We start from the raw sequence: 24,709 nt of genomic DNA on the forward strand, positions 1-24,709 counted from the left end.
CCGTTCCGGCCTGCTGCAAAACCTGAATGGCGGCCGTTTTAACGTCCATGGCTCGCCCCCGTTGCGGATTGTCCGGCCTGTTGCTGGTAGGTCACGCCGAAGATGGTGTCGCCCAGCCATTTCTTGAACGACGGGTTGTCGCTGAACTGCTTGAACAGCTCGGTGTGGTCGGACAAGAGGTCGATCATGACGCGTTGCAGCGCGGCGTCGTGCTCGATCCGGGCGGTTTTCTTGTCGTTATTCTTCATGGCGTTCTGGTAGGCCGCGTCCGCCGCGACCTTGGCCGGGATCTCCTCGGCAATGACCTTGCGGATCTTGTCGCCGTCCTTCCAATCGATGTTGCCGAACTGGTCGTTGAACGCCTTGATGATGTTGCTCAGTTGGTCCAGCTCCGGTTCCGGTTTGCGGCCACCTCCGCTGGTCGGCACCGGTCCGATTTCGGCATCCTGATCCGGAAGGCCTATCTTCAGGCTGGTTTTCACCTCGACACGGTAGCTGTCCATGTCGATGGCCTCGAGGATGCCCCGGGAGAGGTCCTCTTCCTTGGGCGCGGGGAGCTTCGGGATCAGGAAATTCAGAAAGATCGACAGCTTTTCCCAGTCGGCATTCGAGTACGCCAGGATCGAGGACAGAAAGCCGTAGGTGCGGACGAAGGCCTTGGCCTTGCCCTTGAAGTTCACCTGGCCGTCCTCATCAAGATCGGCGTTGTAGGTGGCCACGCAGGCGTCCAGGATCGGGTCGAGCTTGTCGCGGTCCGCGCCGTTCAGGTAGAGCCCCACCAGATCGTCGATTTGCGCCTGCGAATAGACCTGGTAGCCGTCCAGATCCGATTTGAGGTCGTGGAGCTTGTTGGGGTCGGTCTCGTCACTGAGGATGGTGGTGCGGTAATAGGGCTCGAACGACTTCTGGATGGTCTCCGAGTCGTTGTAGAAATCGAGCACAAAGGTGTCGTGCTTTTGCGGATGGGCGCGATTGAGCCGCGAGAGGGTCTGCACCGCCTTGATGCCGGAGAGCGCCTTGTCCACGTACATGGTGTGCAGCAGCGGTTCGTCGTAGCCGGTCTGGAACTTGTCGGCGACGATCAGGAAGCGGTACGGGTCCTGTTGCACCTTGTCCGGGATCTGGCGGCTGGGGAAGCCGTTCAGGGTCGCTTCGGTGACCTTTTTTCCGCCGTACTCGTGCTCCCCGGAAAAAGCCACGATGGGCGCGTAAGGGCTCTTGCGCTCCTTGAGGTAATCCTTGAAGGCATGGAAATACTGGATGGCCCGCACGATGCCGTTGGTAATGACCATCGCCCGGGCCTGGCCACCGATCTTGCGGTGGCCGATCACCTGGGCGTGGAAATGGTCCACCATAATCTCCGTCTTCTCGCGGATGGCGTGCTCATGGGACTCCACATAGCGGCGCAGCTTTTTCTGGGCCTTGTTGGCGTCGAAGAGCGGGTCGTCCTCCACGGTCTTGGCCAGACGGTAATAACTCTCCACCGGAGTGTAGTTCTTCAGCACATCGAGGATGAAGCCCTCCTGGATGGCCTGTTTCATGGTGTAGCTGTGGAACGGGTGGTGCTTCACGGTGCCGTCGGGTTGAGGGTCCGGCTCGCCGAAGATCTCCAGGGTCTTGTTCTTGGGGGTCGCGGTGAAGGCGAAGTAGCTGGCGTTGCTCACCATCTTCCGGCCTTCCATGATCTTGTTGATCTTGTCCTCGACCGTCTCTTCCCCCTCGTCATCAGAGCCGCCGTAGGGCGCGGTCTCTTCCAGCACACGATTCATCGCGGCAGTGGTCTTGCCGCCCTGGCTGGAATGGGCCTCGTCGATGATGATGGCGAACTTGGCTCTACGGTGTTCATCGCCGATCTCATCGAGGATGAACGGGAACTTCTGCACCGTGGTGATGATGATCTTCTTCCCGGCCTTGAGGAAGCGGCGCAGGTCGCCGGAATGCTCGGCATGGCCGACGGTGGCGGAAACCTGGGCGAACTGCTTGATGGTGTCGCGGATCTGCTTGTCGAGCACCCGTCGGTCGGTGACCACGATGACCGAGTCGAAGACGAAGTTTGAAGTTTGAAGGGTGAGGGGTGAATTCTCTTTTTTCACACTTCCCGCTTCACCCTTCACAATTCCAATAAGCTGGTGCGCCAGCCAGGCGATGGAGTTACTTTTGCCGCTGCCCGCCGAGTGCTGGATCAGGTAGCGCCTGCCGACGCCGCTCTCGGCGGCATTGGCCAGCAGCATGCGCACCACCTTCAACTGGTGGTAGCGGGGGAAGATTTGTTTGTACCGCTTTTTACCGGTCTTCTCGTCCTTTTCCTCCACCACTTGGGCGTAGTTTTCCAGGATGTCGGTCAACCCTGCCTTGGAGAGGGACTCCTTCCACAGGTAGTCGGTGGCGAGCCCGGCGGGGTTCGGAGGATTGCCCGCGCCGTCGTTGTAGCCCTTGTTGAAGGGCAGAAACCACGAGCCCTTGCCCTTGAGGTGGGTGCAGAAACGCACCTCGTGATCGTCCACGGCAAAATGAACGACGCAACGGCCGAACTGAAACAGCAGCTCCTTCGGGTCGCGGTCACGCTGGTACTGCTGCACGGCATCGAGCACCGTCTGCTTGGTGAGCTTGTTCTTGAGTTCGAAGGTGGCGATGGGCAGGCCGTTGATGAACACGGCCATGTCGAGGGAGAGCGCGGTCTCGTTGCGGCTGTAGCGGAGCTGGCGGGTGACGCTGAAGATGTTGGCCGCGAACCGTTCCGCTGCCTTCACGTTGCCCGGCGTCGGCGTGCCGTAGAAAAGGTCCACATGGGCCGGGCCGTGCTTGATGCCGCCGCGCAGCACGTCTACCACGCCGCGCTTGGCGATCTCGCCCTGCAGGCGGTGCAGGAACTGGGTACGCTTGGGGCCTTCCTCGTCGATGCCGAGAGCCTCATAGCTATCGGGCTGGGTAGCGGCGAGGAACTGCAACAGCTTGGCCAGGTCGACGGCGTGTTCCCGGTCATAGTCCTGCGGGTCGCTCTGAACGTATCCGGCCTCCTCCACGAGGGAGGCGACGACGATTGATTCCAGGCCCTTTTCGCTGGTGTCGGTCGGTTTCATAGGTCCTCCAGCAAATGGGCGATGTCCTTCGGCGACGGCAGTTGGCCTTTCAGCGCCTTGGGCAGGGTCTTGGTGATTTCATAAGTGGCCACGCCGATGGGCTTGCGGGCGTCGTGCAGGGCGTATTCCACAATTGTGCGGCTCTTCTCCTTGCACAGGATGATGCCGATGGAGGGGTTCTCGTCCTCCTGGCGGACCTGCCGGTCCAGCGCCGCCAGATAAAACTGCATCTTGCCGACGAACTCCGGCAGGAATTCGCCGACTTTCAATTCAATGGCGACAAGACAGCGCAGACGGCGGTGAAACAACAGCAGGTCGATGAAAAACTCTTTGCCGTCCACCTCCAGCCGGTATTGGCTGCCCATGAAGGCGAACATGCCGCCCATGGCCCGGAGGAAATCCTCGATCCGGGCGATGAGCGCCCGCTCCAGCTCCCGCTCGCTGTGTTCCTCGCCCAGTTCCAGAAAATCGAAGGTGTATTCGTCCTTCACCGCCAGCTTGGCCTGGGCGCGAAGTTCCGGTGTGAGCGCCTGGTCGAAATTGGTCTGGCCCAGCAGGGATTTTTCATAGCTCTGGTTATCGATCTGGTGAACGAGCACGTTCTTGGACCAGCCGAACTTGCGGGTCATGCGCAGATAGAACTCCCGCTCCAGCGGGTCCTTGCAGCGCTCCAGGATGGCCAGGTTGTGGCTCCAGCCGATTTCTCGCACCAGTGGTGCGAGTTTTTCCAGGCCGGTGTACGCCTCGAAAAAAGCCTTCATCCGCCAGAGGTTGGAAGCCGAAAAGCCCCCCACGCCGGGAAACTCCGTCCGCAGATCGGCGGCGAGCTGTTCCACCACCGCCTTGCCCCAGCCTTCAACATCCTGCCGCTCCACGATCATCCGCCCGATGTCCCAGTACAGACCGACCAACTCCTTGTTGACCGCCTTGAGGGCTTCATACTGGGCGGAGCGGATGCGCTCCTTGATCTCGGACAGCAGGCGCGGGTAGTCCTGCGGTTTGCCGAGGCTGTTTTTTGGGGTTTTGTCAGTCGGTTTCATCCATGTCCCCCTCGTCATCGATCACGTCATCGGCTTCACCGGTGTCCTCATCCAGAGACAGCAGCTCTTCCTCGACAACCTCCGGCACTTCGATGCCGCGCACATCCACCTGGCCTGTGACCACATCGGAAATCAGCCGGGTGCGGTATTCGCGCATCAGTTCGATCTCACGTTGGGCGCGAGAAATGGCCTGGTCGATCTCGGCCGACTTTTCCTGGATGTGTTCAAGAATTTCCAATTGCTCCTCAATTGGTGGCAGACCAATTGGATAATTTTTCACAAAATCCGATGGAATCCGCTGCTGGCCAGCCGCGCCAGTCATGTATTGCTCGCCCAGTAACAGGAACTGTTTGGTTGATGTGAGGAACCGGAGAAAAGCGCCGTCGATGGCCTTTGAAGGGCGAAGAACAATCAACTCGGTAGTACCAAAGCCGAAATCAGACTCAAGCCCTTTGAGGTAAGCTCCCTTGCCGTTTTCAAAACAGGGAGTGATTTTCGCGACAACCACATCCCCGCGTCGGAAATAGGTAAAGCCATTCCAGACTTCGGACAGCGTGCGTTTTTCGGAGCAATCGATATCCCCATTGACGGAGATGTTCTCCATGGGAAGAAAGACAACCTTTTCTTCATCCGCCGGATTCGCTCGTGTCTCAGATTTCGATGGATTGAAGCTAACCACGCGTTTGAGCTTCGTGGCATCCCAGTGCTCCGGAATATCTCCGATCCATTCCACGCCGCTGGGCTTGAACTTGACCTTGGGATCAAGCCCCCGGGTCACGGCCTGGTTGATGACGTTCTGCTTCTGCTCCTTGAGCAGTTCGATGAGCCGCCGCTTGTTGCGTATGAACCGCTGAGCCTTACTGCCGGCCGCATCAAGAAATCTGGTGATGTGCCGCTGCTCCTCAATCGAAGGAACGGGCGACGTCATGCGCTTGAAATCCTGCCAGTAAAGCCGGTTACGGTCTTTCACGATGCCCCGAGAAAAGGCGTCCACCTCGTTCATATAGGACGCGGTGCGGAACAGATAGCTGAAGTAGCGGCAGTCCACCTCGGGAAAGGGTCGTACAACGACATAAGCTGGACTGACCAGCCCGTCCACGGGGGCAACGCCCACGGCTCCCTGCCACATGCGCATCATGTTGTAGGCAATATCCCCCTGAGCCGCTCGCTTGTATTTTTCCCGGTCGGACATCACCTGCTTGCGCTTCAGGTTGTCCATGTCGCGCACGCGGACACCGGTTTTCAAGGAGACCTCAAGAATGGGTAACTCTCCAAACCCGGTCTCGTTGCGCTGTGAGAAAAGGCGGCCGTTCCTGAACAGATTCCAGTGAGCTGGAATTACGCCCAGGAACGGCTGCCCGGAATCCTTATATTCCGGATAACCCTTTATTATCGTCACTCCATTTCTGGGGGAGTCATTTGTCGAGCTGTTGTGCACTTGAGGTCTTGTTGACGGTGCAAAAAGAGACGGCTGCACAGGTTTAATCTGCGTTGGCGGGATGCCCCTCTTTTTGACGCCAATGTCCATGTCGGAGGATGTCTCAGCAGGACGAACCGCTTCAATTGGGTGATGATACAGTACAAAATTTGTGATAGGTGGTGGTTCTATGAGTTTTAGTCCTTCTATGTCACCCGATTTCAATTGCTCTCGTAATTCCATTAACAAGCGGCCCAAAACGTTCATGCCAACCAAAGAACCGTCCTTGGAGACTTTTGCACCCCAAAAATCATCTTTACGGGACTGCTCAACAATAGGCAGATCACCTGTCGATAGCAGCAATTCACCAAAGGTACGCCAGTTTTGCGCCAGTTTGACCCTGAGACACCAGCGCATGATTTTTACGCGCACAGAATCCCAGTCCTGACGTGACCTATTTTTTAGCGGCTTGATCCGCATCTTTGCCGTCATTGGGCTTCGCTCATCAATGATCTGGCGTTGTATATCGGGCAGATGCGGGAAACGGCACGCTTGATAAAGAGCCTCAGAAGTGCGGATTCGAACCCCATTTACACAAAGCGGAAAGCCTGGTGCCATGTTGGATAGCCCACCATACTTTTCGTTCGTCTTCAGAAAGACAGCGGCTGCTGATGGGCTATAGGTTCGAATTTGATTACCCTGACTCATCAGAAAATATCCTTAGCCAACATAGCCATAAACCGCTTGAGCGATGTATCTGTATTGGTCGTCCGTGGAAACAACGGATACCAAGGATCACCTACCCACAGTGCAAGGGGAGCGTTGTTGGGACAGTTCCGAAATGTCACGATTAGGGAGCCGAAGCCCAATGACTCAAGGGAAGTGTGCCCCAACGGACGCTGGGATTCACTCAGGTATGGACAAATCTGGCGAATGCGAACTCCCGCCTTCAAGAATTCTTGTTCCAGAAGTTGGCGTCCGGCATCGCTGGAAAAAACCCCTTTTTCACCTACCTGACCGGCATTGCGAAGCTGCGGCTTGTAGTTCATGGCCTGGACGTACCTGGTTACGCCTGGCTCAGTCGGGATAACCGTGGGGCGAAGCACATCCGACGTGTCGGTATATTTTTTTCGATCTTCAAGGTTTACAGCATGCCACCAGGTTATGTTGATCGTTTTTCCAGCGGCCTTTGCCGCTTCATTCACTTTATTCCGGTGGTAGTAAGATCCTTCGTGGGTTGCAATGACAACTACATGCAATTTTGCCGTCGAAGGCGCATCTTCGGCTATCCAGGCTTCCAAATCCCTGCGAACCCGATTTCCGGTAAAAACGGCATCGTCTATATAAAGGAAAACATCTTGTGACCGGCCACAGTTCTCCACTTCAAAACCGCATTTCTTCTTCAGAATTTTGCTGAATAGCGCCAGCATTTCCTTCTGGCTCGCGCCCCCACCTTGAATATCAAGGAAATTGACGCCTTGCCAAAAACCACAAGGATCGTCACCAACAAGCTTTTCAGTTTGAAATAGGCCAGCAAGAAATTTCTTTGTATCCTTCCTGGAAAAATAGGTCATTTTGAGGACGTGATCCATCTCCCGAAGAATTGGAACGCGGACCTCCTCATCGAATTGACGAACCCATCGCTCAACATGATCCGGAGTTGGCGCGGGCAGGTCTCCCTCACGGTAATCGGCAATTGTCGAGGTAATTGAATCGAGAAGGCGATGTCGTTCCGTCATTGTTTTCCTCCGATCAAAATATCATCGAGTAACCCTTCAGTCTCCTGCTCCAGGGCGTAGATATCGGCCTTGATCTCATCGAGGGTGCGCATGGGCGCGGGCCGGTAGAAATGGCGGGTGAAGGAGATCTCGTAGCCCACCAGCGTTTTGCCCGGGTCGATCCATGCGTCCGGGGTGTAGGGCAGCACCTCGCGCCGGAAGAACGCTTCGATACCGCCTTCTTCCAGCAGCGGCACCTGTTCGCTGTCGCGCAGGGCGGTATCCGGCTCGTATTCAACCACGCAGGTCTTGCCGCCCACCTCGGCTTCGAACAGGCCGTGGATGGGATCAGACGTGGCCTTGCCCGGTTTGTGAACCTTCTTCAGCACCGGCGCGGCGTCCTCGCTGGTGTCGCAGAGGTCGCTCTGCAGCAGCTTCTTGCGCTTGGCGGTGAGCTTGACGCCGTGTTTGTCGGCATCGGCGTCGCAGACATCTATAAAGGCATTGAAGTCCAGGTGCGTACCGGCTCCGATGGTCTCGGCCACGCGGCGGGCAAGGCCCGCCAGCGGCTCTTCCTTGGCCTTGGCGCAGGCCCGCTCGAACCGTTCCAGCCGGGCCGGGTTCAGGTCGACGGCGAGGCGCAGCGGACGGTCCACCGTCACCTTCCAGTAGCCGAAGGCCTCGTTGGGGAAGATCTTGGATTTCTCGGTTTCGACCGGATTCACCACCAGGTCGCAGATAGTGCGGATATGTTCTTCGGAGAACTCGCAATTCTTCTTGCCGAGGTTGCGGCGCAGCGGCACGTACCATTCGGTGGCGTCGATGAGCTGAACCTTGCCTTTACGCTCTTCGCTCTTGCGGTTGGTGAGCACCCAGATGTAGGTGGCGATGCCGGTGTTGTAGAACATGTTCTCCGGCAGGGCGATGATGGCCTCCAGCCAGTCGTTCTCGATGATCCAGCGGCGGATATTGCTCTCGCCCTGACCGGCGTCGCCGGTGAAGAGCGACGAGCCGTTGTGAACCTCGGCGATGCGGCTGCCGAGGCGGGTGGTGTGCTTCATCTTGGAGAGCTTGTTGACCAGGAACATGAGCTGCCCGTCCGAGGAACGGGTGATCATCTTGTATTCCGGGTCGCCAGCGTGCTGGGTTAAAAAGCGCGGGTCCTTGATGTCCCCCTTACCGCCCAGGCGCTCCAAGTCGGTTTTCCAACTCTTGCCGTAGGGCGGATTGGAGAGCATGAAGTCGAATTCCTGCGACGGGAAGGCATCGCTGGAGAGCGTGGAGCCGTACTTCATGTTCTCGGCCTCGGCCCCTTCGCCTTTGAGCAGCAGGTCGGCCTTGGAGATGGCGTAGGTTTCCGGCTGTACCTCCTGGCCGTAGAGGTGAATGGAGACATCCTTGCCGTGGCTTTCGGCCAGTTCGGCTAGACGCTCCTCGGCCACGGTCAGCATGCCGCCGGTGCCGCAGGCCCCGTCATAGACGAGATAAGTTCCGGATTCGATGTCGTCGGCCACCGGCAGGAAGATCAGGTCGGCCATGAGCTTGACCACGTCGCGGGGCGTGAAGTGCTCTCCGGCCTCTTCGTTGTTCTCTTCGTTGAAGCGGCGGATCAGCTCCTCGAAGATGGTGCCCATGGAGTGGTTGTCGAGCGCGGGAAGCAGCTCGTTGCCGTCCACGTCCTGCACCGGCTTGGGACTCAGGTTGACGCGGCCGTCGAGGAATTTCTCGATCAGGTGACCGAGGATGTCGGCCTCGATCAAGGTCGGTATCTGGTTGCGAAACTTGAACTTGTCCAGGATCTCCTGGACGTTGGGTGAAAAGCCGTCCAGATAAGCTTCGAAATCGGCCTTGAGCTGTTGCTGTTTGGCGCGGTTCTTCAGGTCGCGCAGGGTAAAGGGCGAGACGTTGTAAAAGGCCTCGCCGGAGGCCTGGCAGAGCGCGGCGTGTTGGTTGGCGATCCCGGCCCCGTCGAGCTGCTTCTTCATGCCGAGGACTTTTTCCTTGCTCGGCTCCAAAAGCGCGTCGAGACGGCGGATGACCGTCATTGGCAGGATCACGTCGCGGTACTTGCCGCGCACGTAGACATCGCGCAACACGTCGTCGGCAATGCCCCAGATAAAATTCACGATGCTGTTGTGGATCACATGGTTCATAGCCCGTCGTTACTCCTTGCGCTTCTTGTCGGTTTGATTCGCGCCATCCGTGGCGCTCACCCTTCGGGCGTCCTTCGGACGTCCAAAATCGCTCCCGGCGATTTGTCCGCAGGCTCGGCCGCGCCGCCAGCCTTGACCCACTCGTCGACTTCGTCTTTACTGATGATGTTGCAACCAACAATGACGGAGGCAGCCGTGATCAAAACCCTGACCAAGCACGGCAACAGCCTGGCGCTGGTGATCGAGAAGCCGATCCTGGAACTGCTCGGGGTCGATGCCGAGACTTGCTGGATCTGGAGCGGGCATTGAGACGCAGAGCCAAGCGGAAGGTTTCCTCGAGCTCCCCCTGCCAACCGAGCACGTCAAAGTCGCGTTCGATGGCCGGGATGGTGCCCTTGCGGCGATAGATTTCGACCGCCTCCCGTACGCAGCGGCACTGGCAGTCAGGGAAGCAGGATCTCAACCTGGTCCTTAGTCGTCACGGAGAGGGGCAGCTTCAGCCTGTCCTTCAAGGGCAGGCTGAAGACGACACCAGAACCAGCTCTCACGAGGGCCTCTATCTGTGATCTCTCAGTAGTTTGTTCGTCCGGAACCTAGCCGGAAAACTGGAGGTGCGGACCAAGCCAGCCCTCCAAGAGGCCCGGACAAAGAACCACAAGAATGCCCGTCTGAACCACCACCCCCCGGTTAGCCGCTTGGGATTCAACGTGTACAACCTCATGGGTTTACACAGCCAGCCCCCGTGGACCTCACGATCAAAGCATCATTTGCGGATCGTCCCGATCGAGACGGGTGAAATCCAGCATCCACTTGGGATACATGCGCGGAGGCTCGCTGACCGCATCGAGCCGGGCCACTTCGTCCGGCGTCAGTGACCAAGCCACGGTATTGAGGTTGTCCTCGAGCTGCGCCGGCCTGGTGGCGCCAATCAGCACCGAACTCACCGCTGGCTTACGCAGCAGGTAGTTGAGAGACACTTGGGCAGGGCTTACGCCGCGCTCCCTGGCGATTCGCTGCACTTCGTCCAGAATGGCATAAGCGCGGTCCTCGTCGAACTGGATGAAGTTCTGTTCTTCCCGGCTACGGCGACCTTCCTGCGCTTTCGGGTTCCCCCGAGGGTACTTGCCAGTCAGGAAACCCCCGGCCAGCGGCGACCAAGGCGTCAGCCCCAAGCCCTGGTCTTCGCACAGGGGCACCAATTCGTATTCTACGTCGCGGGCAACGAGTGAGTAGTAGGCCTGCAGCGAGACGAACTTCTCCAGGTGCTTGCGCTCGGAAATCGACAGCGCCTTCATGAGCTGCCAGGCGAAGTAATTGGAGCAGCCCAGATAGCGCACCTTGCCCTGTCGCACCAGGTGATCGAGCGCCGAGAGGGTTTCCTCCAGCGGCGTCATGAAATCGAAGCTGTGGACAATGTAGAGATCGATATGATCGGTGCCCAGACGCTTCAGACTGTTCTCGCAGCTCTGGATGATGTGGTGTCGGCTCAGACCCACGTCGTTGATGTTGGCGCTCATGCGACCACGCACCTTGGTGGCCAGCACCACCTGATCACGCTTGCCCTTCAGGGTCTTGCCGAGAATCTCCTCCGAGAGGCCGTGGGAATAGACATCCGCCGTGTCAAAGAAATTGATGCCGCCGTCGATGGCGATATCGACCAGGCGCTGCGCCGCCGCCTGATCCAGGCCGCCGACCACTTCCCAGTAGCCCTTGGCGCCGAACGTCATCGTGCCGAAGCACAATTCAGATACCAACAGTCCGGATTGACCCAATTGACGATACTGCATAACTGACCTCCTTTTTTATCAAAATAATCGTGTTAGACCCGTCGCTAATCCAAAACTATACCTCTTCCAACTCTTTTCACACAGCAATATAAATAGCGACATCATCTAGTTTCAAAACCTCTTCATTGCTCATGTCGCCTCTCCTGCAGGGCTGTTGGCCGTCAAGGCACAGTGCCAGAACAGGGGTAAGTTACCTGCCTCTGAGTAAAAATCAACCAGAATATACCAAATTACGCCAAAGATTGCCAGAGGAATTTTGTGTTGCAAAACACTAAACAGCGAGGTATATTAGACGCTATGAAAAACTTTGGTGAAACCATCCGCGACCTTCGAGTCGCCCAAGACCTCGGGCTGCGCGAGACAGCGACCAAGGCAGGCATCTCCCCCGCCTACCTGAGCCGCATAGAGCGTGGCAAGGAGCGTCCGCCAAGGCCAGAGGTAATCAAAGAGCTGGCCAAGGTGCTGGCCGCCGATCCCGACGTGCTGTTCCGTTTGTCCTCGTCCACGGACCCGGAAGTTGTCGACTACCTTCATGACCAACCCGAAGTCATGAATTTGCTTCGCTACATCAAGGAAGCCAGCTTTACCGAGGATGAGATCAAGAGCCTCATCCAGGCAGCCGAAAGCATCAAGGCCAACACCCATTAGCCCCGCCACTCCCGGTCAATTCGCTCCCCATTTGTAACCCGAGCCATCCTGTAAATCCACACCGCAATTGAAGCGTTCCGGCATCCAGCGGCCACCATCACCCGCTGATACATGCTGTGCCCGCCGGGCCGGAATCCTTCCAGCCGGTCGATGGGCGGCAGGTCGCGCTGCGGGTCGGTGAAGGTCACCAGTTCCCCATGGATCAGATCCCAGTCACCGGTCGGGCGGCCGAATCGTGGTATGCCGATCTCCTGTTGTCTGCGGGCGTCGGCCAGCGGATCGGCGGTGCCTCGGGCCAGGATCAGACCTTCCGGCACCTCGAGGGCCGGGAACCCGGCATGGAGGTGGTAGAGCCTGCCCCAGACCACGGCCGGTTCGATGCTGCGGGCCTGGGCGCAGAAGCGTTGATGGTTCCAGTAGCCCCGTTTCAGGGTGCCGTAGACGAAGAGCCGGAGGATGGTCTCGGGACTGTCTTCCGGGTTTGTGTTCAGCTTCGCGGTGTCTCCAATGTTCATGCATTCACTCCTTCGGGCAGTGTCCCTTTGCGCTCCTGGGGTATGAAGCGGAATTCGCTGTTTTCGATGGCCCGCACATCCTCGTGGCGGATGGTGAGCATGGTCATGGGCGGCACCTCCAGCTCGCGCCAGCCCGGATCAAAGTCCACGGCAAAGTCGATGAAGGCGGCCTCCGAGGCGTAAAGCACCACCCGGTGCTGGCGGTGGATGCGCAGGCAGAGCGGCTTGTTGCCCTTGAGCACGGTGATGGTGCCGGGGTCGAGCCGCGAGGCCAGCACGGCGCTCATCTGGCCGCGACAAAGGGCAAGCGCCTTCTTCAGGCCCTCCTGGTCGATGGGGCCTTCGGGCGCGAAGCGGTCGGCCAGGCGGAAGATCAGCTCGCTATCCACCTCGGCGTAGCGCGGCAGACCGAGACGGCGGAACAGATAATCGGCGTTGTAGATGGTGCCGTTGTGGGTGCCGATGACGATCCCGGCCCGGATGGGATGGTTGTTGCGGTTGTTGAACTCGTTGCCCCGGGTGCGCCAGCGGGTGTGGCCCATGAGGATGGTGGTCTCGTTGTCGACCTGCCCGAGCAGCTCCTGGAACGGCTTCTCGTAGACCAGCTCGTGCGCCCGCATCGGCCGCTTGAAGATGCGGTGGCTGCCGTCGGTCTTGAGCCAGGCCAGACCGGAGGCGTGCGGGCCGCGCTCCTCGCTGTGCAGCAGCATGCGGATGAAGAGCTCGCGCAGGTAATCCCGCTCGTCGGGCCGTCTGCGCTTGCGGCCGAAGATGATGCCTACTTGTCCGCACATGGAGCCGGGTCCTCCTTGCCGCCGAAGTTCTTGCCGAGCGGTCTCGTCCCTTCGAGGACGAAGGCCGCGTATTCGCGCCGGTGGTCCGCCAGCCACTCGGCCACCTCCGGGTAACCCATCTCGGCGGTCAGGCGGGTCACCTCCGGGTGGTCGAGCATGTTGGTGCGCCCGGAGAGCCGCACCGTCTCCAGGGCTTCGAGGAAGCGTTCCGGCCAGGGATCGCTGGCCTTGTCGTCGGGCAGAAACTCGATCAGGCCGTGCCGGGCCAGGCGGGTGAGAAACTCGGCGGCCGCAGCGGCGGCGTCCTCCGGCAACGGCTGGGTCGGCCCGCCTTCGATGCCGGAGAGCACCTCGGTCATGTAGTCCCGGGGCGCTCGGCTGGCGGTAAACGGCGTCTGGCCGCGCATCAGCTCGACAACTTCGAGGCAGTCGGCGGCCTGGATGGTTTCCCCGCTGCCGGGGATCGGTTCGCCGTCCAGCGTGGTGGAGCGGATCAGAATCTTCATGGGGCACCTCCTTAAACAGTGAGGCCGGGAACTTGCCCGGCCTCGTTGGTGAGAGTGGTGGTTTCGGTTTCGTCCGGAAGGACGTCCTCCGGTTTGGGCCGTCCGTTCTTGAAGGCGGCGTCGCCGGGCATGTTGGCCATCAGATGCTTGCGGGCGGTCTTGAACTCGTCGCCGATCAGGCCGAGGTGGAGCAGGAAGACCCGGAAGTCGTACTTGGCGCTCTGGGGATCGAAATCCCGCTTGCGGCTGGAGGCGGCCCGGCCGTTGAGCGCCTTGGCGGCGACCGCGAGGCAGAACTGCAGGTAGGCCTTGATCCGCCCCGCGTGGAGGGTCGCCTCGAACCAGCGGAACTCCACCGTGCCCCGGTACCAGACGTTGTGCAGGTTGACCCCGTGGTAGCGGCTGTTGTCGTAGTGCTGGGGCTGGCGGTTGTGGTAGCCGTACCAGATGCGGTTGAGCTGGTCCTTGGTGCGGGGGCGATGCTGTTCGATGCGCTGGATCAGCTCGTCGCTGACCGGCCGGGTGTAGCGGTTGAGCCGGTCGCGGCTGATGCCGAGGGCGTGGAGGATCAGCGGCTCCTGCTTGTAGATGATCTTGGCCAGGTTACCCAGGTGTCTGCCGTCGAAGGGCGCGGCGTCGATATGGATGTGAATGCCGCACTGGCTGTTGATCTTGCCTCCGGCGCGGCGGATGGCCCGGACCGCCTCCTGCAGTTGCGGGATGTCGTCGTAGCCGAGCACCGGGCTGACCACCTCGGCCCGCAGATGGGCCGGGACGCTGGTCAGGGAGGCGTCCCCCACCACCTTCCAGACGCGGCCGCGCAGGTCCTCGACCTCCCAGGGGTCATAGCTGCTGGGGATGCCGACATGGCGGACCGTGCCGCCCACCACCGAGTGGATGGCCCAGGCGATCTGCTCCCGGGTGCGTTTTACGGTCTCGATCTCGATCCCGTAGTGGATCTCTTTCAGGTTCATGCGTGCCTCCGTCGTTCGTGGCGCTTCTAAGTCGTTGTCTGGCAAGGCTTTTCAGCCTCCGCTTACACCATGAATGAATGCTTCTTTCCGGACACAAATCAAGTAGAAGAACAGCCGAAGCCGACATTTAACACGTTTATTTTCAATGACTTGCGAGTTTGGCCGGATTGGGCGGCGCACAGGCGGCAGAAACCCCGGAACGGGCTGGCCGTATCCGGGGTTTCTGGGTTGGCGGTGGCAGTGAGCCGGTCAGCCGGAAGCGGTATCAGAGGTGATCAGGCTGGCGTGCAGCTCGAGGTTGCGCGACTCGTCGGCCCGCATCCGCGCCAGCAGCGCCGTGAAGGCCTCCGCTTCGTCGGTCGGGAGCTTTGACGCCCGTTCCAGCCGCGCCAGGCGCTGGTGCAGATTCTCCAGCAGGCCCAGGGCGTGGTCGCGGATCAGGCCGTCGCGCTTCTCCTGCGGCGTGGGGATGAACTCGGTCAGGCCGCCTTTGCGTCGAACGATCATGGCCGTGCCTCCTTAGCTCAGGGTCGCGCCCAGCGAATGGATGCGCGGGTAGATCAGCGGCGTGCCGGTCATCTCGGCCTTGTAGCGGACCTTGTTGCCGGTGTTGTCGGTGAAGGTGCGCACCAGGGTGTACTCGGTCCAGTTCTCGTCGATGGGCCGGGTGTCCTGGATGGTCATCGCCTCCCAGGTCAGGCCGCCGTCGTTGCTGGCGAACCATTGCAGGGTGGTGCCGCTGGGGATTTGCATCTGCACATAGGCCTTGGTCGATTCCACCCCCTGGGTCAGCTCGTTCTCGCGGGTCAGGTAGGCCCCGGTGGTCTTGTTGAGGTAGCCCACCAGGTTGACGTCGCGGAAGTTGATGGCCGGGGTGTCGTTGGCAAGCGAGCTGCTCAGGCGCACGCGGATCTGGACCCGGGTGGCGAGGTTGGGCAGCCGTTCCTCCTCGGCGGGAACCATGGCGTCCCAGGTCACACCGCCGTCGGTGGAGTATTCCCAGTCGAGGCCGGTGCCCTGGGGGATGGCCGAGTATTCGTCGAGGTTGATGTCGGAGAACTGCACGCCGGTGATCGGCTGGAAGCGGATCATCCCCTCGGACTGGAAGTTGTAGCCGTAGATCTTCATCGCCAGGTCGGAGCCGTTGAGCGGCGTCCAGGTCTCGGCGTTGGAGCTCTCCAGCAGCACACCTTCCATGTAGGTCTGGCGGGTGATGATGCCCCAGCGGCCCATCTTGCCGAGGGTGGCGGTGCGCACCTTGTAGTTGGTGCTGTTGGTCAGCAGCACCACGGAATAGCTGGTGTTGGCCTCGGCGTAGAACGGGTCGTCGAAGCGAATGCGGGTCTCGCCGCTCAGGCTGATCTCGTTCGGGGCCAGCACCTTCTCGGCGAACACCACGCCGTTGGGCAGACCGGTGGTGACGCCGCGAATCTGCACCGTGACCGGGATGCTCGGGTCCCTGGCGGTGAACTGCAGACCGATGCTGGAGATCACCTGGTTTTGGGTGAAGCTGAAGGTCTGGGCCAGCGGGTCACGGGGCACGAAGATGGTCTGGGTGCGCCAGACCACCTGCACCACGGGCACGCGGATGATGCGGTTCTCGATGATGCGCTCGATGCGGGTGATGACCAGCGGATCGTTGATCTGCAGGCTGGCCCGGGCCGAGTAGACGCCGTCGGCCATCTCCACGATGCGGTTGCCGTTGCGGGCGTTGGTCGGAATGGTGAAGGAGGCGCTGACCCGACCGGCCTCGTCGCTGATCAGGTTGCTGGCCATCACCTGGCCGTCGCAGCGCAGCACGATGCCGGACTTGCTCGGGGTGAAGTTGATGCCGGTGACGGCGATGCCGGTCTGGCCGCGCCGCCCGAGGTTGGGCGTGATCTGCAGCATGGCCGGGGGCTTGTCGAACACCGCGTAGGGGTTGATGTTGCGCTCCTCGGACCAGTCGTTCTGCTCCACCAGCACGGTCTCGTTGCCCGGCAGCAGCGCCAGGCTGCCGAAGAAGCTGGCGTTGCTGCCCGCCTGATCGACCGAGAGCACGGTGGAGTGCGGAATGCGGTCCGGCGCGACGAAGCGGGCGATCTCGTTCACCCGGGCGTCCCATTCGGCGTGGTAGATGTCCGACTGGGCGGTGTTCGAGAAGTCGTCCGAGTAGATGCCTTTCTTGGTCTGGGCGTCCCGGTTCTGCAGCTCGTTGTTCATCTGGTACTGGGCATCGTTGTACTTCAGGTCCTCGACGTCCTGAATGATGTCGTGGATCTGGTCCATGGTGATGCGGGTCAGGCCGAAGTTGCGGATCTCCATGTCGGTGGAGTTGGGCGGGCAGTCGATGCTGCACAGCCCCAGGGCGTTTTCCGGCACGATGGGCAGCTTCGGGAAATCGGCCGGAGCCCCTTCCAGCCGCTTGATCTCGGTGGTGGTGGCGTAAACGATGTCGCGGCGGCCGAGGTAATAGTCGTAGTCCAGGCTGCAGTTGGAACCGTTCACCGGCTGGTCGCCGAGGCTGCCGCGCCCGAAGTTGATCACGTTGAGGTTGCCCAGCTCGAGCTGCACCGGCGACATGGTGAGTCCGGCCGTGTTGGTGGCCGGAGGCGAAGCGGTGCCGATCTCCTCGACGCCGTCGTCGACGTAGGAGAGCGCCTCGCTGCCCAGTTCCATCAGGCGCTTGTAGTCGGTGCGTGCGCCGTTGGTGGCGGCCCGGTAGACGCGATAGCCGGTCGCGCCGCTGACCGGCAGCCAGGAGAGCTTGTTCATCTCCCCGGCGGCGGTGGCCCGGGCAATGACCGCAGCGGCGTTGAAGGCCGTCTCGCCGGTGGCGTTGTAGGCGGTCACCAGATAGAAATAGTTTCCGGCCGCCGGATGGTTGGCCTGTCCGAACCAGCCGCTGTCCACGTAGTCGGTGCCCTTGACCATCTGCTTGGTGTAGGTCCAGCGCACCGTGTAGGTGGTGCCGATGGCCGGTTCGTTACCGGAGCCGAGCCAGTCGACATGGTTGCCCGACTGCTGCCAGTCCACGCCCTCCTGGAAGATGGTCGCCCCCTGGCTGACCTCGAGGATGTCCACGACGGGATTGGGGTCGAGCAGGTCTTCGCCGCCGCCCACCGAGCCGCGAGTGACGTTGCGGGTAATCTCGACGATGGCCTCCACCTGGGTCGTCTCCTTGAGCGGCGTGGAGTTGACCGGATAGCGGCGCTTGTTGATGTCGAAGGTCTTCTGCTCGCCGCGCACCGACTTGGTGGCGATGGATTTGGGCACCAGGGTCGAGGTGGGCAGATCGCGCTGATGCCGGAAGCCCTGGATGTAGGCGCGTCCGGCGTTGGTGATCGCCTCCACGCTGTCGTCGTCGACGCCGCCGATGAAGGTGTCGAAGCCCCGCACCAGATAGCTTCCGGCCTGGTCGAAGGTGCGCTCGGCCAGGTTCTGAATCAGGGAATTGAGCCCCTCGGCGGCGGCGAAGGAGAGCTGGTCCTCGGTGATCGAGGAGACGGTGATCCGGCTGCCCGGCAGCGTGCCCAGCAGATCCCGCAGGTAGAGGTTGGACTTCTCCTGCACCGTGGGCGTGACGTCGCCGCTCTCGCGGTCGAACTTGTAGATCGGGATCACCCGGCGCTCGGCCACGTTGTTGGGCAGCGTCTGGCCGCTGGTATCCGTCGCCTTGAGAGAGAGAACCCATTTTTCCCGCTCGGCGGTGGGCTCGCCGGTGGCCGGATTGATCAGGGCCGGGTCCTGGGTGTAGCCGTAGTTGTACTTCAGCAGCTCCACGTAAACGTAATCGGCCCCGCTGGTGGTGGCCGGGTCATAGGTCAGGGTCGCGCCGCTCACCTGTTCCAGATGGCCGTCGATGTAGACCACGCCCGGGGCCAGGGTCAGGACGTTGGCGGCCGCGCTGACCTCGAGGCCCATGATGATGGAGCCTTCCTTGAACAGGATGTCGGCGATCTTGCGCCGCTCCAGGTTGATGATGTCCTGCTGCTCGTTGAGTTCGGAATCCAGCAGGTCGCGATCCTGATGGTAGCGGATGCGCTTGTAGTTCTTGGTCGGGTCGAATGTCTCGCGTGAGATGCTCATGTTTGAATCCTCCAGTTAGATCTTGATGATCCCGACCAGCTCCACGCGGGTGTCGGAAATCTTGTTGAAGTCGGGAATGTTCTTCACCTCGTACAGGTAGCCCGGGCGCAGCACCTCGCCGGTCGGGTTGGTGTCCTGATGGAACACGCCGCCCATGGCGAGATCCCCGGTGACGCTTTGCACGTACTGCACGTCGCCGCCGAAGAAGCCGTATTCGCGGATGGTGATGCCGTTGGCCTCGGCCTCGTCGAAGCGGAAGAAGATGCCGATGGTGTTGGTCTCCTCGCCGGTTTCGAGATAGCGCACGCCGTTGACCAGCAGCGCCCCTTCGGCGTCCTCCTTGAGGAAGGTCCGCTTGTAGTAGCGCTTGCGGGCGCGTTCGTTTCTGAGCCCGGTCTGGCCGATGTCCGGCGCGGGCGGATTCTGCGGGTCGGTGAAGCTGGCATCCCCGTCGCCGATGGCGCAGTGGGTGATGCCGTCCACGGCCTGGCCGAGGAGGAGTTTGGCCGTCAGTATCCGGCCGGTTTTGACGATGAGTCCCAGTGCCATTGCTGTTCTCCTTTAGGTCTGAATTTCGTGGTCTTGATCGATGAGCACCGCGAACAGGATCTGGCGCGTGTCGGCCAGCAGCCCGGCCGGGATCGCGATGCGCTGAACGGTGTCGGATCGGCTGATGTGTGCGCCGGACGTCCGGACGCTGGTGTCGATGCTCCGCAGCCAGGGGCGCGTCACCCGCACCGCCGCGTCGGCATCGACGCCCAGACGGCCATGGACGACGAGCCACAGGTCGGCGCTCCGGTTCAGGCGGTTGTCGGAATGCTGGCTGTCCGCCGGTTGGCGAGCAGTTCCTGATTTGTCGGTCCTGCGTTGAGCTGACCGTCACAGCCCGCGCCGACGACGCATCGCACTTCCGAGAGAACCGGTCTGTATTTGATGGCTTGGCACGCCGCATGATATGGCCTTGCCTGGTCGGCCTCGAGGTAGCGCTTCGAAATTGCAGCGGACGAATCCATCGATTCGGCTGTGTCCGCCCGGAGCGTGATGACGCGAATAACTCGGATGTTTGCGTTACCGCATCCGTATCCACCAGGTTCGCCTAGCTTCGAGGACCAGGGCCGGTTGCACCGACGAACGTCCCGGTCTGCCAAGGCCGGGTCACCCTCGCGGAAATGTCGATATCAACCGTGATGTCAGCCATCTATGCGCCTCTTAAAGAATCGGGTTTTCCGTGCCGGTCAGGCGCAGCTTGATGTCGAGTTTGTTTTGCACCGGCGTGCCCGGGAGCACGGTGCAGCGCCGCCAGAAAGACAGCGTCTGCTGGAATGCCTTGTCGCCGAGGTTGAGCGGTGCGCCCTGGGTGGCGGTGTCGAGTCCGGCCTGGGTCAGGGCCAGGCGGTACCAGACCGATTCGTCGGTGCCGGTTTCGTCGATGGGATCGAGCACCAGCCCGGTGTAGTCGTAGCCGGAATAGACGGTCGTTCCGGCGTCGTGCGCGGCCGGAGCGGTGTTGGCCACGCCCCGCTGCACGGTGAGATTGGCGGTGCCGCCGCCGCTTTCGATGAGCATCTGCTCGCCGTCGATGATGATGAGTTCGCCGTCGGCAAAGCGCGGTTCGGCCAGGGAATGGCGGTCTGCGCCGCGTCGATGGCCGAAGCGAGGCTCGTCTGCTCGTTGGCGACGTAGAGCTGCCGATCCTTGATGTCGCCGTCGGTGCCGTTGTAGCTCTCGGCCTCGGGGCGGCTGAAATCCCCCTCGGAAATCTGCTGGGTCAGCGCTTCGTCAAGATAGAGATGTATCGCCATGGGTTCTCCTTCAGGTGGGCCACTGGGTGGCGCGATAGTTGTTGGTGGCGGCCTCGAACCCGGCCTGCGTCGGCGCGTGCAGATCCTGCTGACGGAACAGCCAGCGGTAGGAAGGCCGCGACCAGCGGAATCCGGCCTGGTTGAGGCGCATGCGGCTGACGCGCATCGGGCGGGTCCGATCCACGGAGAGGCGCAGGCCGGTGGTGTTGAGCGGGCTCGCGCCCAGCTTCATGGTCTCGACCCGATGGCGCTGGAGAGAACCTGTGTCCACGTAGACTTCAAGCGAGGCCCGTTCGCCGGTCAGATTCGCATTGCTCAGATACCGGGTGTTCAGGGTGTTCGCGTTGAGCCGGAACACAGGCCCTCTCCGCCGCCATCGGTCGATCCGGTCGACGGCCAGGGTGACGTCCGCGTCGCAGCCAGCGGTGGAGGCGAGCAGCAGATTGCTGATGCCGCCCTGGTTGGCGGTGAGATCGAGACCTGCGTTGAGCCTGGCGCGGCCAAGCTGGAAACAGAGGCGGTGCCGGGATTCCAGGGGCAGGCGCAGGTCGTACTTGGCTTCCGCCCGTTCGACCGGTTCCGCCTGCGTGTCGAAAAAGAAATCCTTCTGCCGGAAGCAGTAGCGCAGCGCGGTCTCGCCATGGGTCAGCGGCTTGCGGTTGAGATGGCTCTCGCCCAGCCCGAAGCCGCTTTCCAGCACATCCCCTTCGAAATCGCGGCCGGTGTAGATGGGCGTGCAGAAGGAAACCCGGTCCTCGCCGACGCGGGTGTACGGAAGCCGCCAGTCGTTGAGGGCCTTGTGGTTCAGGCGCATCCGGTTCTGGCGGCCGTGAAAACGGGAGACCTTCACGGCGGCCCGGTCGATTTCCGGGATCATCTCCGTGGTGCTGGTGAGCTGCAGCAGCTCCCAGGCCCTCTGCTTGTTGGTCAGGTGACGGCAGGAACCGAGCGAGGAACGTCCGAGGACGAAGGTCTCGTCGAGAAACGCCAGCACGATCCGGCGCACGGCGTTGGCATGCCCGAAGTCGAGCATCGCGCCGCCTTCGATCCATTCCAGGAGGAACTGGAGCCAGAAACAGCGCGTGCCCGCCGGGTGGTGAAACACCAGGGCGTCGCGCAGCCCCTCGGTCTGGTTGAGACACAGCACGCGAAACACGCCGAGGCTGAACACCAGCCCGGGCAGCTTGGCGTTGCTGAGTCTGGAGCGGGCATTGAGACGCAGAGCCGAGCGGAAGGTCTCCTGCAGTTCCCCCTGCCAACCGAGCGCGTCAAAGTCGCGTTCGATGGCCGGGATGGTGCCCTTGCGGCGATAGATCTCGACCGCCTCCCGCACGCGGCGGCGCTGGCAGTCCGGCGAACAGGTGCCGTCCACTTCGAGGCCGACCAGTCTCGCCAGCAGCGGCAGGAAGCGTTCGTCGCAATGATCGACATCGAAGATGGTCGGGAAGTCGTCGATGGCCTGCTTGAGCTCGTCGAGCGTTCCGGCGGGAAGGCTCAGAAAGGTGCGCAGGTCACCGGCCTCGTCGTTGTGCTCGTAAAGCGGCGGCAGCAGGCCGAGCAGATTGTCCTTGAACCAATCCGACATCAACCGGCCCTCCGCAGATCGAGGTTGACGGTGCCGAGAACCGGGATTTCGCCGTGGCGCAGCTCGATGTCCTGCTGCGGCGCGTAGAGGTGCATGTGGCTGACGCCGCGCACGCCGTCGATCAGGGCCACCAGGTCGGAGAAGTGAATGGTCTGGCCGAAGGAGACTTGGTCGAAGGAAAAGAAATCGGAGAGCGCGGCTTCGATGCGGCTGCGCACGTTTTCCAGCGGTTCACCGGGCCAGATGTAGACCTCGGCGTCGATGGAAACGGGCCGGTAGATCGGATCGAACAGGTTGATCTCGACCGTGATGACCTTGCGGCGTTCGAGAAACTCCGCGAGGTCCCGCTTGAGCAGCGCCGAGGGCATTCCGCCGCCGTTGGGGGCGATGGCCAGTTGGACGTTGTAATAGCGGATGTTCTGACAGGCATTGGTGTCGAGCACCTTGGCCTTGGCGACGCCGGGGTAACCTTCGGCGAGCGCCTGGTAATCCTCCAGGGTGACGGCCTTCCAGAGACTGCGCAGCTCCGCCGGTGCCTGTCGGCGGGCGTGTTCGAGGGCTTCCCGCGAAGCGCCGCCGGTGGCGGGCACCGGGTTGGTGACGGTCAGGGAGACCTGGCCGCCGTCGAGGTAGACCGGGCTCAGCAGTTGGGTGATCCGGTTCGGACCGAGATTGCCCTGGTCTCCGATGGTTTGCAGATAGCTGACGGTGATGGCGCTTCCCTGGGCGGGTACAGCACCGCTTTGCCCGTCGCCGAAAATCAGGGTGGAGATGTCGAGGGCGTCCAGGTCGGCCATGAAATGACGGCTGTCGGCCAGGCTGTCCTGGAAATGATCGACCTCGCTCCAGGCGTCGTCCCCCACCGTAACGGTGATGGTGCCCTGGGCGATGACGTCGCCGGTCAGGCGGATGCGCTGGAATGGCAGCCCCGTCGACGTGAAGGTCTCGGTGCGGCGCACGCCTTGCCGGGCCGGGATGTCCACCGAGAGCACGCCTCGCGGGATCAGGCCGTCCTCGACCGTCTCGAAATCCGCCTCGCCGTCACTCAGCAAGGCGCGGCAGGCCGTCCCCGCCGGAATGGTCAGATCCTTGCCGAGCGGGGCGGAGAGCCGGAAGCGCAGCGTGGTGGTGGAGGCCACCGGCGAGTCCAGCCGGTAGCCGATGAGCTTGCAGAGGTTGATGACGTTCTGGCGCTGGCGGGCCGTGGGCAGAAAGGCCTCCGCCGCCTGGGCGTCCAGGTAGTAGGCCAGCATGTCGCCCACGCCGCAGAACAGATCGAGCAGGACGACGCCGAGATCGGAGTGGTTGAAATCGGTCCAGCGGTCGGTGAGCTGCGGGATCTTCGCCAGCAGCTCCTGGCGGATCGATTCGTAATCCTTGTTGATGTATCCGATGCTTGCGCGGCCCATGGTCTCTCCGGTTTTCGGCGGTTATGCGAGAGCGCCTGATGCTCTCGCCACGCCGGTTACTTACCGGAAGGGGCCTGGATGTGTCGGAGGCGGGACGCCTCAGCGGGTGGGATTGGCTGCCCCTTCCCGGTAGAAGGGATAAACCAGATTCCCTTCCACCTGGCTCTGGATCACGCGATAGGCGATATGTACTGGCAGGAGGTTTCTGTCCGTATTTACCGGAAGGTCATCGAATCGCACATCCGTAATGATCACCCGCTTTTCCCAGCGCTTGATGGCGTCGATGACGTAATGGCGCAGCAGCCCCTTGAGCACTTCATCGTTCTGTTCGAACACCAGATCCTTCAGCCTGGAGCCGAACTCCGGATTCATGAACCGTTCGCCGATCCGGGTGCCGAGGATCTGCAGGATGCTTTCGCGGATATGCTCGTGCTCCCGCGAGGTCGAGGCGGAAATCTGGGTGCCGCCGGAAACGGACTGAAATCGAAAAGGATGGCGCAACCCCGCGCCGAGAAAATCAAAATTCATCAGTCACGCTCCTCACAATTCAATTGGCATTGACCGGAACAGTCGGGGAAGGCCTCATCCCCTTCCGATGCCTCGCTGAAGAAACGCGCCACCAACTCCAGGCCGCTCCTCAGGGTCAGATGAATGGTCCCATCGGCCTCGATCAGTCCAGCATGGCCTGATTCCTCACAATGGAAGCCCTTGGCACCTCCGGAGATCAGATGAACAGTGATGCTTTCTCCAATTCCCTCGATTCTGCCTATACCGAGAATATCGATAGGGCCGGTCGGATTGATAAGCGTGATGAACCTCCTTCTATGGTCGATATCCAGGCGGATGCCTTCGGCAAAGCAAACCGAGAACCGCCACGAACCCATGGCAATGGGCTCCACGTCCAAAGGCAGTCCACTGAGCCCGGCGTCTTCATGAGTTGTGCGCAAATAGGTTTGATCCAAGGCGTAAATCCGTCCAGGTGCGACTTCGACGGCCGTTCCGGGTCCGGGGGTGACGACCTGGTGCTGCCCGGCGTCGATGACACTGATTCGCTGGTCGTCCGTCGTCCGCAGGATCATGCCGTCGGGCAAGGTGAAAAGCCGGTTGCCGTCCGGCAGATCGCGGGGTTCGGTGCCCACGGGCAGTTCGATGAAGGGATAGAAATCAAGCTCCGGCTCAATCTGTACCTGGTCCAAGTATTCCTGGGTCTTGA

20 protein-coding genes are annotated in these 24,709 nt (G+C 61.2%); 1 reads left to right on the forward strand and 19 read right to left on the reverse strand.

Translation table 11 applies throughout. The features are described 5' to 3' along the window. Positions 1-38 precede the first annotated feature (38 nt). From R2940_12470 to R2940_12495, 6 genes are all read right to left on the reverse strand, one after another. Positions 39-3,080, reverse strand: coding sequence for a type I restriction endonuclease subunit R (locus R2940_12470; protein MEZ4600594.1), 3,042 nt, complete (start codon positions 3,078-3,080; stop codon positions 39-41). Further along, positions 3,077-4,120, reverse strand: a complete 1,044-nt coding sequence (locus R2940_12475) for a PDDEXK nuclease domain-containing protein (GenBank protein ID MEZ4600595.1) — start codon at positions 4,118-4,120, stop codon at positions 3,077-3,079. The genes R2940_12470 and R2940_12475 overlap by 4 nt, the downstream gene beginning before the upstream one ends. Next, positions 4,107-6,245, reverse strand: coding sequence for an NADAR domain-containing protein (locus R2940_12480; GenBank protein ID MEZ4600596.1), 2,139 nt, complete (start codon positions 6,243-6,245; stop codon positions 4,107-4,109). The genes R2940_12475 and R2940_12480 overlap by 14 nt, the downstream gene beginning before the upstream one ends. Next, complete coding sequence (locus R2940_12485) at positions 6,245-7,276, reverse strand: hypothetical protein (protein ID MEZ4600597.1); 1,032 nt, start codon at positions 7,274-7,276, stop codon at positions 6,245-6,247. Before R2940_12485 ends, R2940_12480 begins: the two co-directional genes overlap by 1 nt. Further along, positions 7,273-9,408, reverse strand: coding sequence for a class I SAM-dependent DNA methyltransferase (locus R2940_12490; protein ID MEZ4600598.1), 2,136 nt, complete (start codon positions 9,406-9,408; stop codon positions 7,273-7,275). Before R2940_12490 ends, R2940_12485 begins: the two co-directional genes overlap by 4 nt. Before the next feature lie 755 nt (positions 9,409-10,163). Next, the gene (locus R2940_12495) at positions 10,164-11,195 is read right to left on the reverse strand and encodes an aldo/keto reductase (GenBank protein ID MEZ4600599.1); all 1,032 of its coding nucleotides are present in this window, start codon (positions 11,193-11,195) and stop codon (positions 10,164-10,166) included. Positions 11,196-11,492: 297 nt separating this feature from the next. On the opposite strand from R2940_12495, the gene R2940_12500 reads away from it, so the two are divergent. Next, complete coding sequence (locus R2940_12500; GenBank protein ID MEZ4600600.1) at positions 11,493-11,843, forward strand: helix-turn-helix transcriptional regulator; 351 nt, start codon at positions 11,493-11,495, stop codon at positions 11,841-11,843. Here R2940_12500 and R2940_12505 read toward each other — a convergent pair. From R2940_12505 to R2940_12565, 13 genes are all read right to left on the reverse strand, one after another. Then, positions 11,840-12,358, reverse strand: a complete 519-nt coding sequence (locus R2940_12505; GenBank protein ID MEZ4600601.1) for a gamma-glutamylcyclotransferase family protein — start codon at positions 12,356-12,358, stop codon at positions 11,840-11,842. The two genes, R2940_12500 and R2940_12505, sit on opposite strands and share 4 nt — an antisense overlap. Next, positions 12,355-13,152, reverse strand: a complete 798-nt coding sequence (locus R2940_12510; protein MEZ4600602.1) for a glucosamine 6-phosphate synthetase — start codon at positions 13,150-13,152, stop codon at positions 12,355-12,357. Before R2940_12510 ends, R2940_12505 begins: the two co-directional genes overlap by 4 nt. Beyond that, on the reverse strand, positions 13,137-13,658 hold the full coding sequence (locus tag R2940_12515; GenBank protein ID MEZ4600603.1) for a DUF5049 domain-containing protein: 522 nt from the start codon (positions 13,656-13,658) through the stop codon (positions 13,137-13,139). The genes R2940_12510 and R2940_12515 overlap by 16 nt, the downstream gene beginning before the upstream one ends. Positions 13,659-13,669: 11 nt before the next feature. Next, a complete protein-coding gene (locus tag R2940_12520; GenBank protein MEZ4600604.1) occupies positions 13,670-14,632 on the reverse strand; it encodes an amidoligase family protein in 963 nt (320 codons plus the stop codon). Positions 14,633-14,881: 249 nt separating this feature from the next. Beyond that, complete coding sequence (locus tag R2940_12525) at positions 14,882-15,139, reverse strand: VrlD (GenBank protein ID MEZ4600605.1); 258 nt, start codon at positions 15,137-15,139, stop codon at positions 14,882-14,884. Positions 15,140-15,151: 12 nt separating this feature from the next. After that, the gene (locus R2940_12530; GenBank protein MEZ4600606.1) at positions 15,152-18,700 is read right to left on the reverse strand and encodes a DUF4815 domain-containing protein; all 3,549 of its coding nucleotides are present in this window, start codon (positions 18,698-18,700) and stop codon (positions 15,152-15,154) included. A 15-nt stretch (positions 18,701-18,715) separates the two neighbouring features. Further along, positions 18,716-19,249 carry a hypothetical protein gene (locus R2940_12535; GenBank protein ID MEZ4600607.1) on the reverse strand — a complete coding sequence of 178 codons (534 nt, stop codon included), beginning with the start codon at positions 19,247-19,249 and terminating at the stop codon, positions 18,716-18,718. 12 nt (positions 19,250-19,261) lie between these two features. Then, positions 19,262-19,432 (reverse strand): hypothetical protein, encoded by a 171-nt coding sequence (locus tag R2940_12540; GenBank protein ID MEZ4600608.1) that lies wholly within the window; start codon positions 19,430-19,432, stop codon positions 19,262-19,264. A gap of 477 nt (positions 19,433-19,909) precedes the next feature. Continuing rightward, positions 19,910-20,266, reverse strand: a complete 357-nt coding sequence (locus R2940_12545; protein ID MEZ4600609.1) for a hypothetical protein — start codon at positions 20,264-20,266, stop codon at positions 19,910-19,912. Positions 20,267-20,512: 246 nt separating this feature from the next. Further along, entirely contained in the window at positions 20,513-22,087 is a 1,575-nt protein-coding gene (locus tag R2940_12550; GenBank protein ID MEZ4600610.1) for a phage tail protein, read from the reverse strand. Continuing rightward, a complete protein-coding gene (locus R2940_12555) occupies positions 22,087-23,496 on the reverse strand; it encodes a baseplate J/gp47 family protein (protein ID MEZ4600611.1) in 1,410 nt (469 codons plus the stop codon). The genes R2940_12550 and R2940_12555 overlap by 1 nt, the downstream gene beginning before the upstream one ends. Before the next feature lie 99 nt (positions 23,497-23,595). Next, positions 23,596-24,024, reverse strand: a complete 429-nt coding sequence (locus R2940_12560; GenBank protein ID MEZ4600612.1) for a GPW/gp25 family protein — start codon at positions 24,022-24,024, stop codon at positions 23,596-23,598. Further along, positions 24,024-24,709, reverse strand: a 686-nt coding sequence (locus R2940_12565) for a hypothetical protein (GenBank protein ID MEZ4600613.1), incomplete at its 5' end; no start/stop codon positions are given. The genes R2940_12565 and R2940_12560, both read right to left, overlap by 1 nt.

The organism is Syntrophotaleaceae bacterium, from assembly GCA_041390365.1.
Lineage (GTDB): Bacteria > Desulfobacterota > Desulfuromonadia > Desulfuromonadales > Syntrophotaleaceae > JAWKQB01.

Bases quoted from the DNA above. Each gene is read 5' to 3' on its own strand.
- R2940_12515 (MEZ4600603.1), bottom strand. From the start codon at position 13,658: ATGAAGATTCTGATCCGCTCCACCACGCTGGACGGCGAACCGATCCCC.
- R2940_12555 (MEZ4600611.1), bottom strand. From the start codon at position 23,496: ATGGGCCGCGCAAGCATCGGATACATCAACAAGGATTACGAATCGATC.
- R2940_12485 (MEZ4600597.1), bottom strand. From the start codon at position 7,276: ATGACGGAACGACATCGCCTTCTCGATTCAATTACCTCGACAATTGCC.
- R2940_12495 (MEZ4600599.1), bottom strand. From the start codon at position 11,195: ATGCAGTATCGTCAATTGGGTCAATCCGGACTGTTGGTATCTGAATTG.
- R2940_12520 (MEZ4600604.1), bottom strand. From the start codon at position 14,632: ATGAACCTGAAAGAGATCCACTACGGGATCGAGATCGAGACCGTAAAA.
- R2940_12475 (MEZ4600595.1), bottom strand. From the start codon at position 4,120: ATGAAACCGACTGACAAAACCCCAAAAAACAGCCTCGGCAAACCGCAG.
- R2940_12535 (MEZ4600607.1), bottom strand. From the start codon at position 19,249: ATGGCACTGGGACTCATCGTCAAAACCGGCCGGATACTGACGGCCAAA.
- R2940_12560 (MEZ4600612.1), bottom strand. From the start codon at position 24,024: ATGAATTTTGATTTTCTCGGCGCGGGGTTGCGCCATCCTTTTCGATTT.
- R2940_12525 (MEZ4600605.1), bottom strand. From the start codon at position 15,139: ATGATCGTTCGACGCAAAGGCGGCCTGACCGAGTTCATCCCCACGCCG.
- R2940_12545 (MEZ4600609.1), bottom strand. From the start codon at position 20,266: ATGCTCATCGAAAGCGGCGGCGGCACCGCCAATCTCACCGTGCAGCGG.
- R2940_12490 (MEZ4600598.1), bottom strand. From the start codon at position 9,408: ATGAACCATGTGATCCACAACAGCATCGTGAATTTTATCTGGGGCATT.
- R2940_12500 (MEZ4600600.1), top strand. From the start codon at position 11,493: ATGAAAAACTTTGGTGAAACCATCCGCGACCTTCGAGTCGCCCAAGAC.
- R2940_12530 (MEZ4600606.1), bottom strand. From the start codon at position 18,700: ATGAGCATCTCACGCGAGACATTCGACCCGACCAAGAACTACAAGCGC.
- R2940_12470 (MEZ4600594.1), bottom strand. From the start codon at position 3,080: ATGAAACCGACCGACACCAGCGAAAAGGGCCTGGAATCAATCGTCGTC.
- R2940_12480 (MEZ4600596.1), bottom strand. From the start codon at position 6,245: ATGAGTCAGGGTAATCAAATTCGAACCTATAGCCCATCAGCAGCCGCT.
- R2940_12505 (MEZ4600601.1), bottom strand. From the start codon at position 12,358: ATGAACATTGGAGACACCGCGAAGCTGAACACAAACCCGGAAGACAGT.
- R2940_12550 (MEZ4600610.1), bottom strand. From the start codon at position 22,087: ATGTCGGATTGGTTCAAGGACAATCTGCTCGGCCTGCTGCCGCCGCTT.
- R2940_12510 (MEZ4600602.1), bottom strand. From the start codon at position 13,152: ATGTGCGGACAAGTAGGCATCATCTTCGGCCGCAAGCGCAGACGGCCC.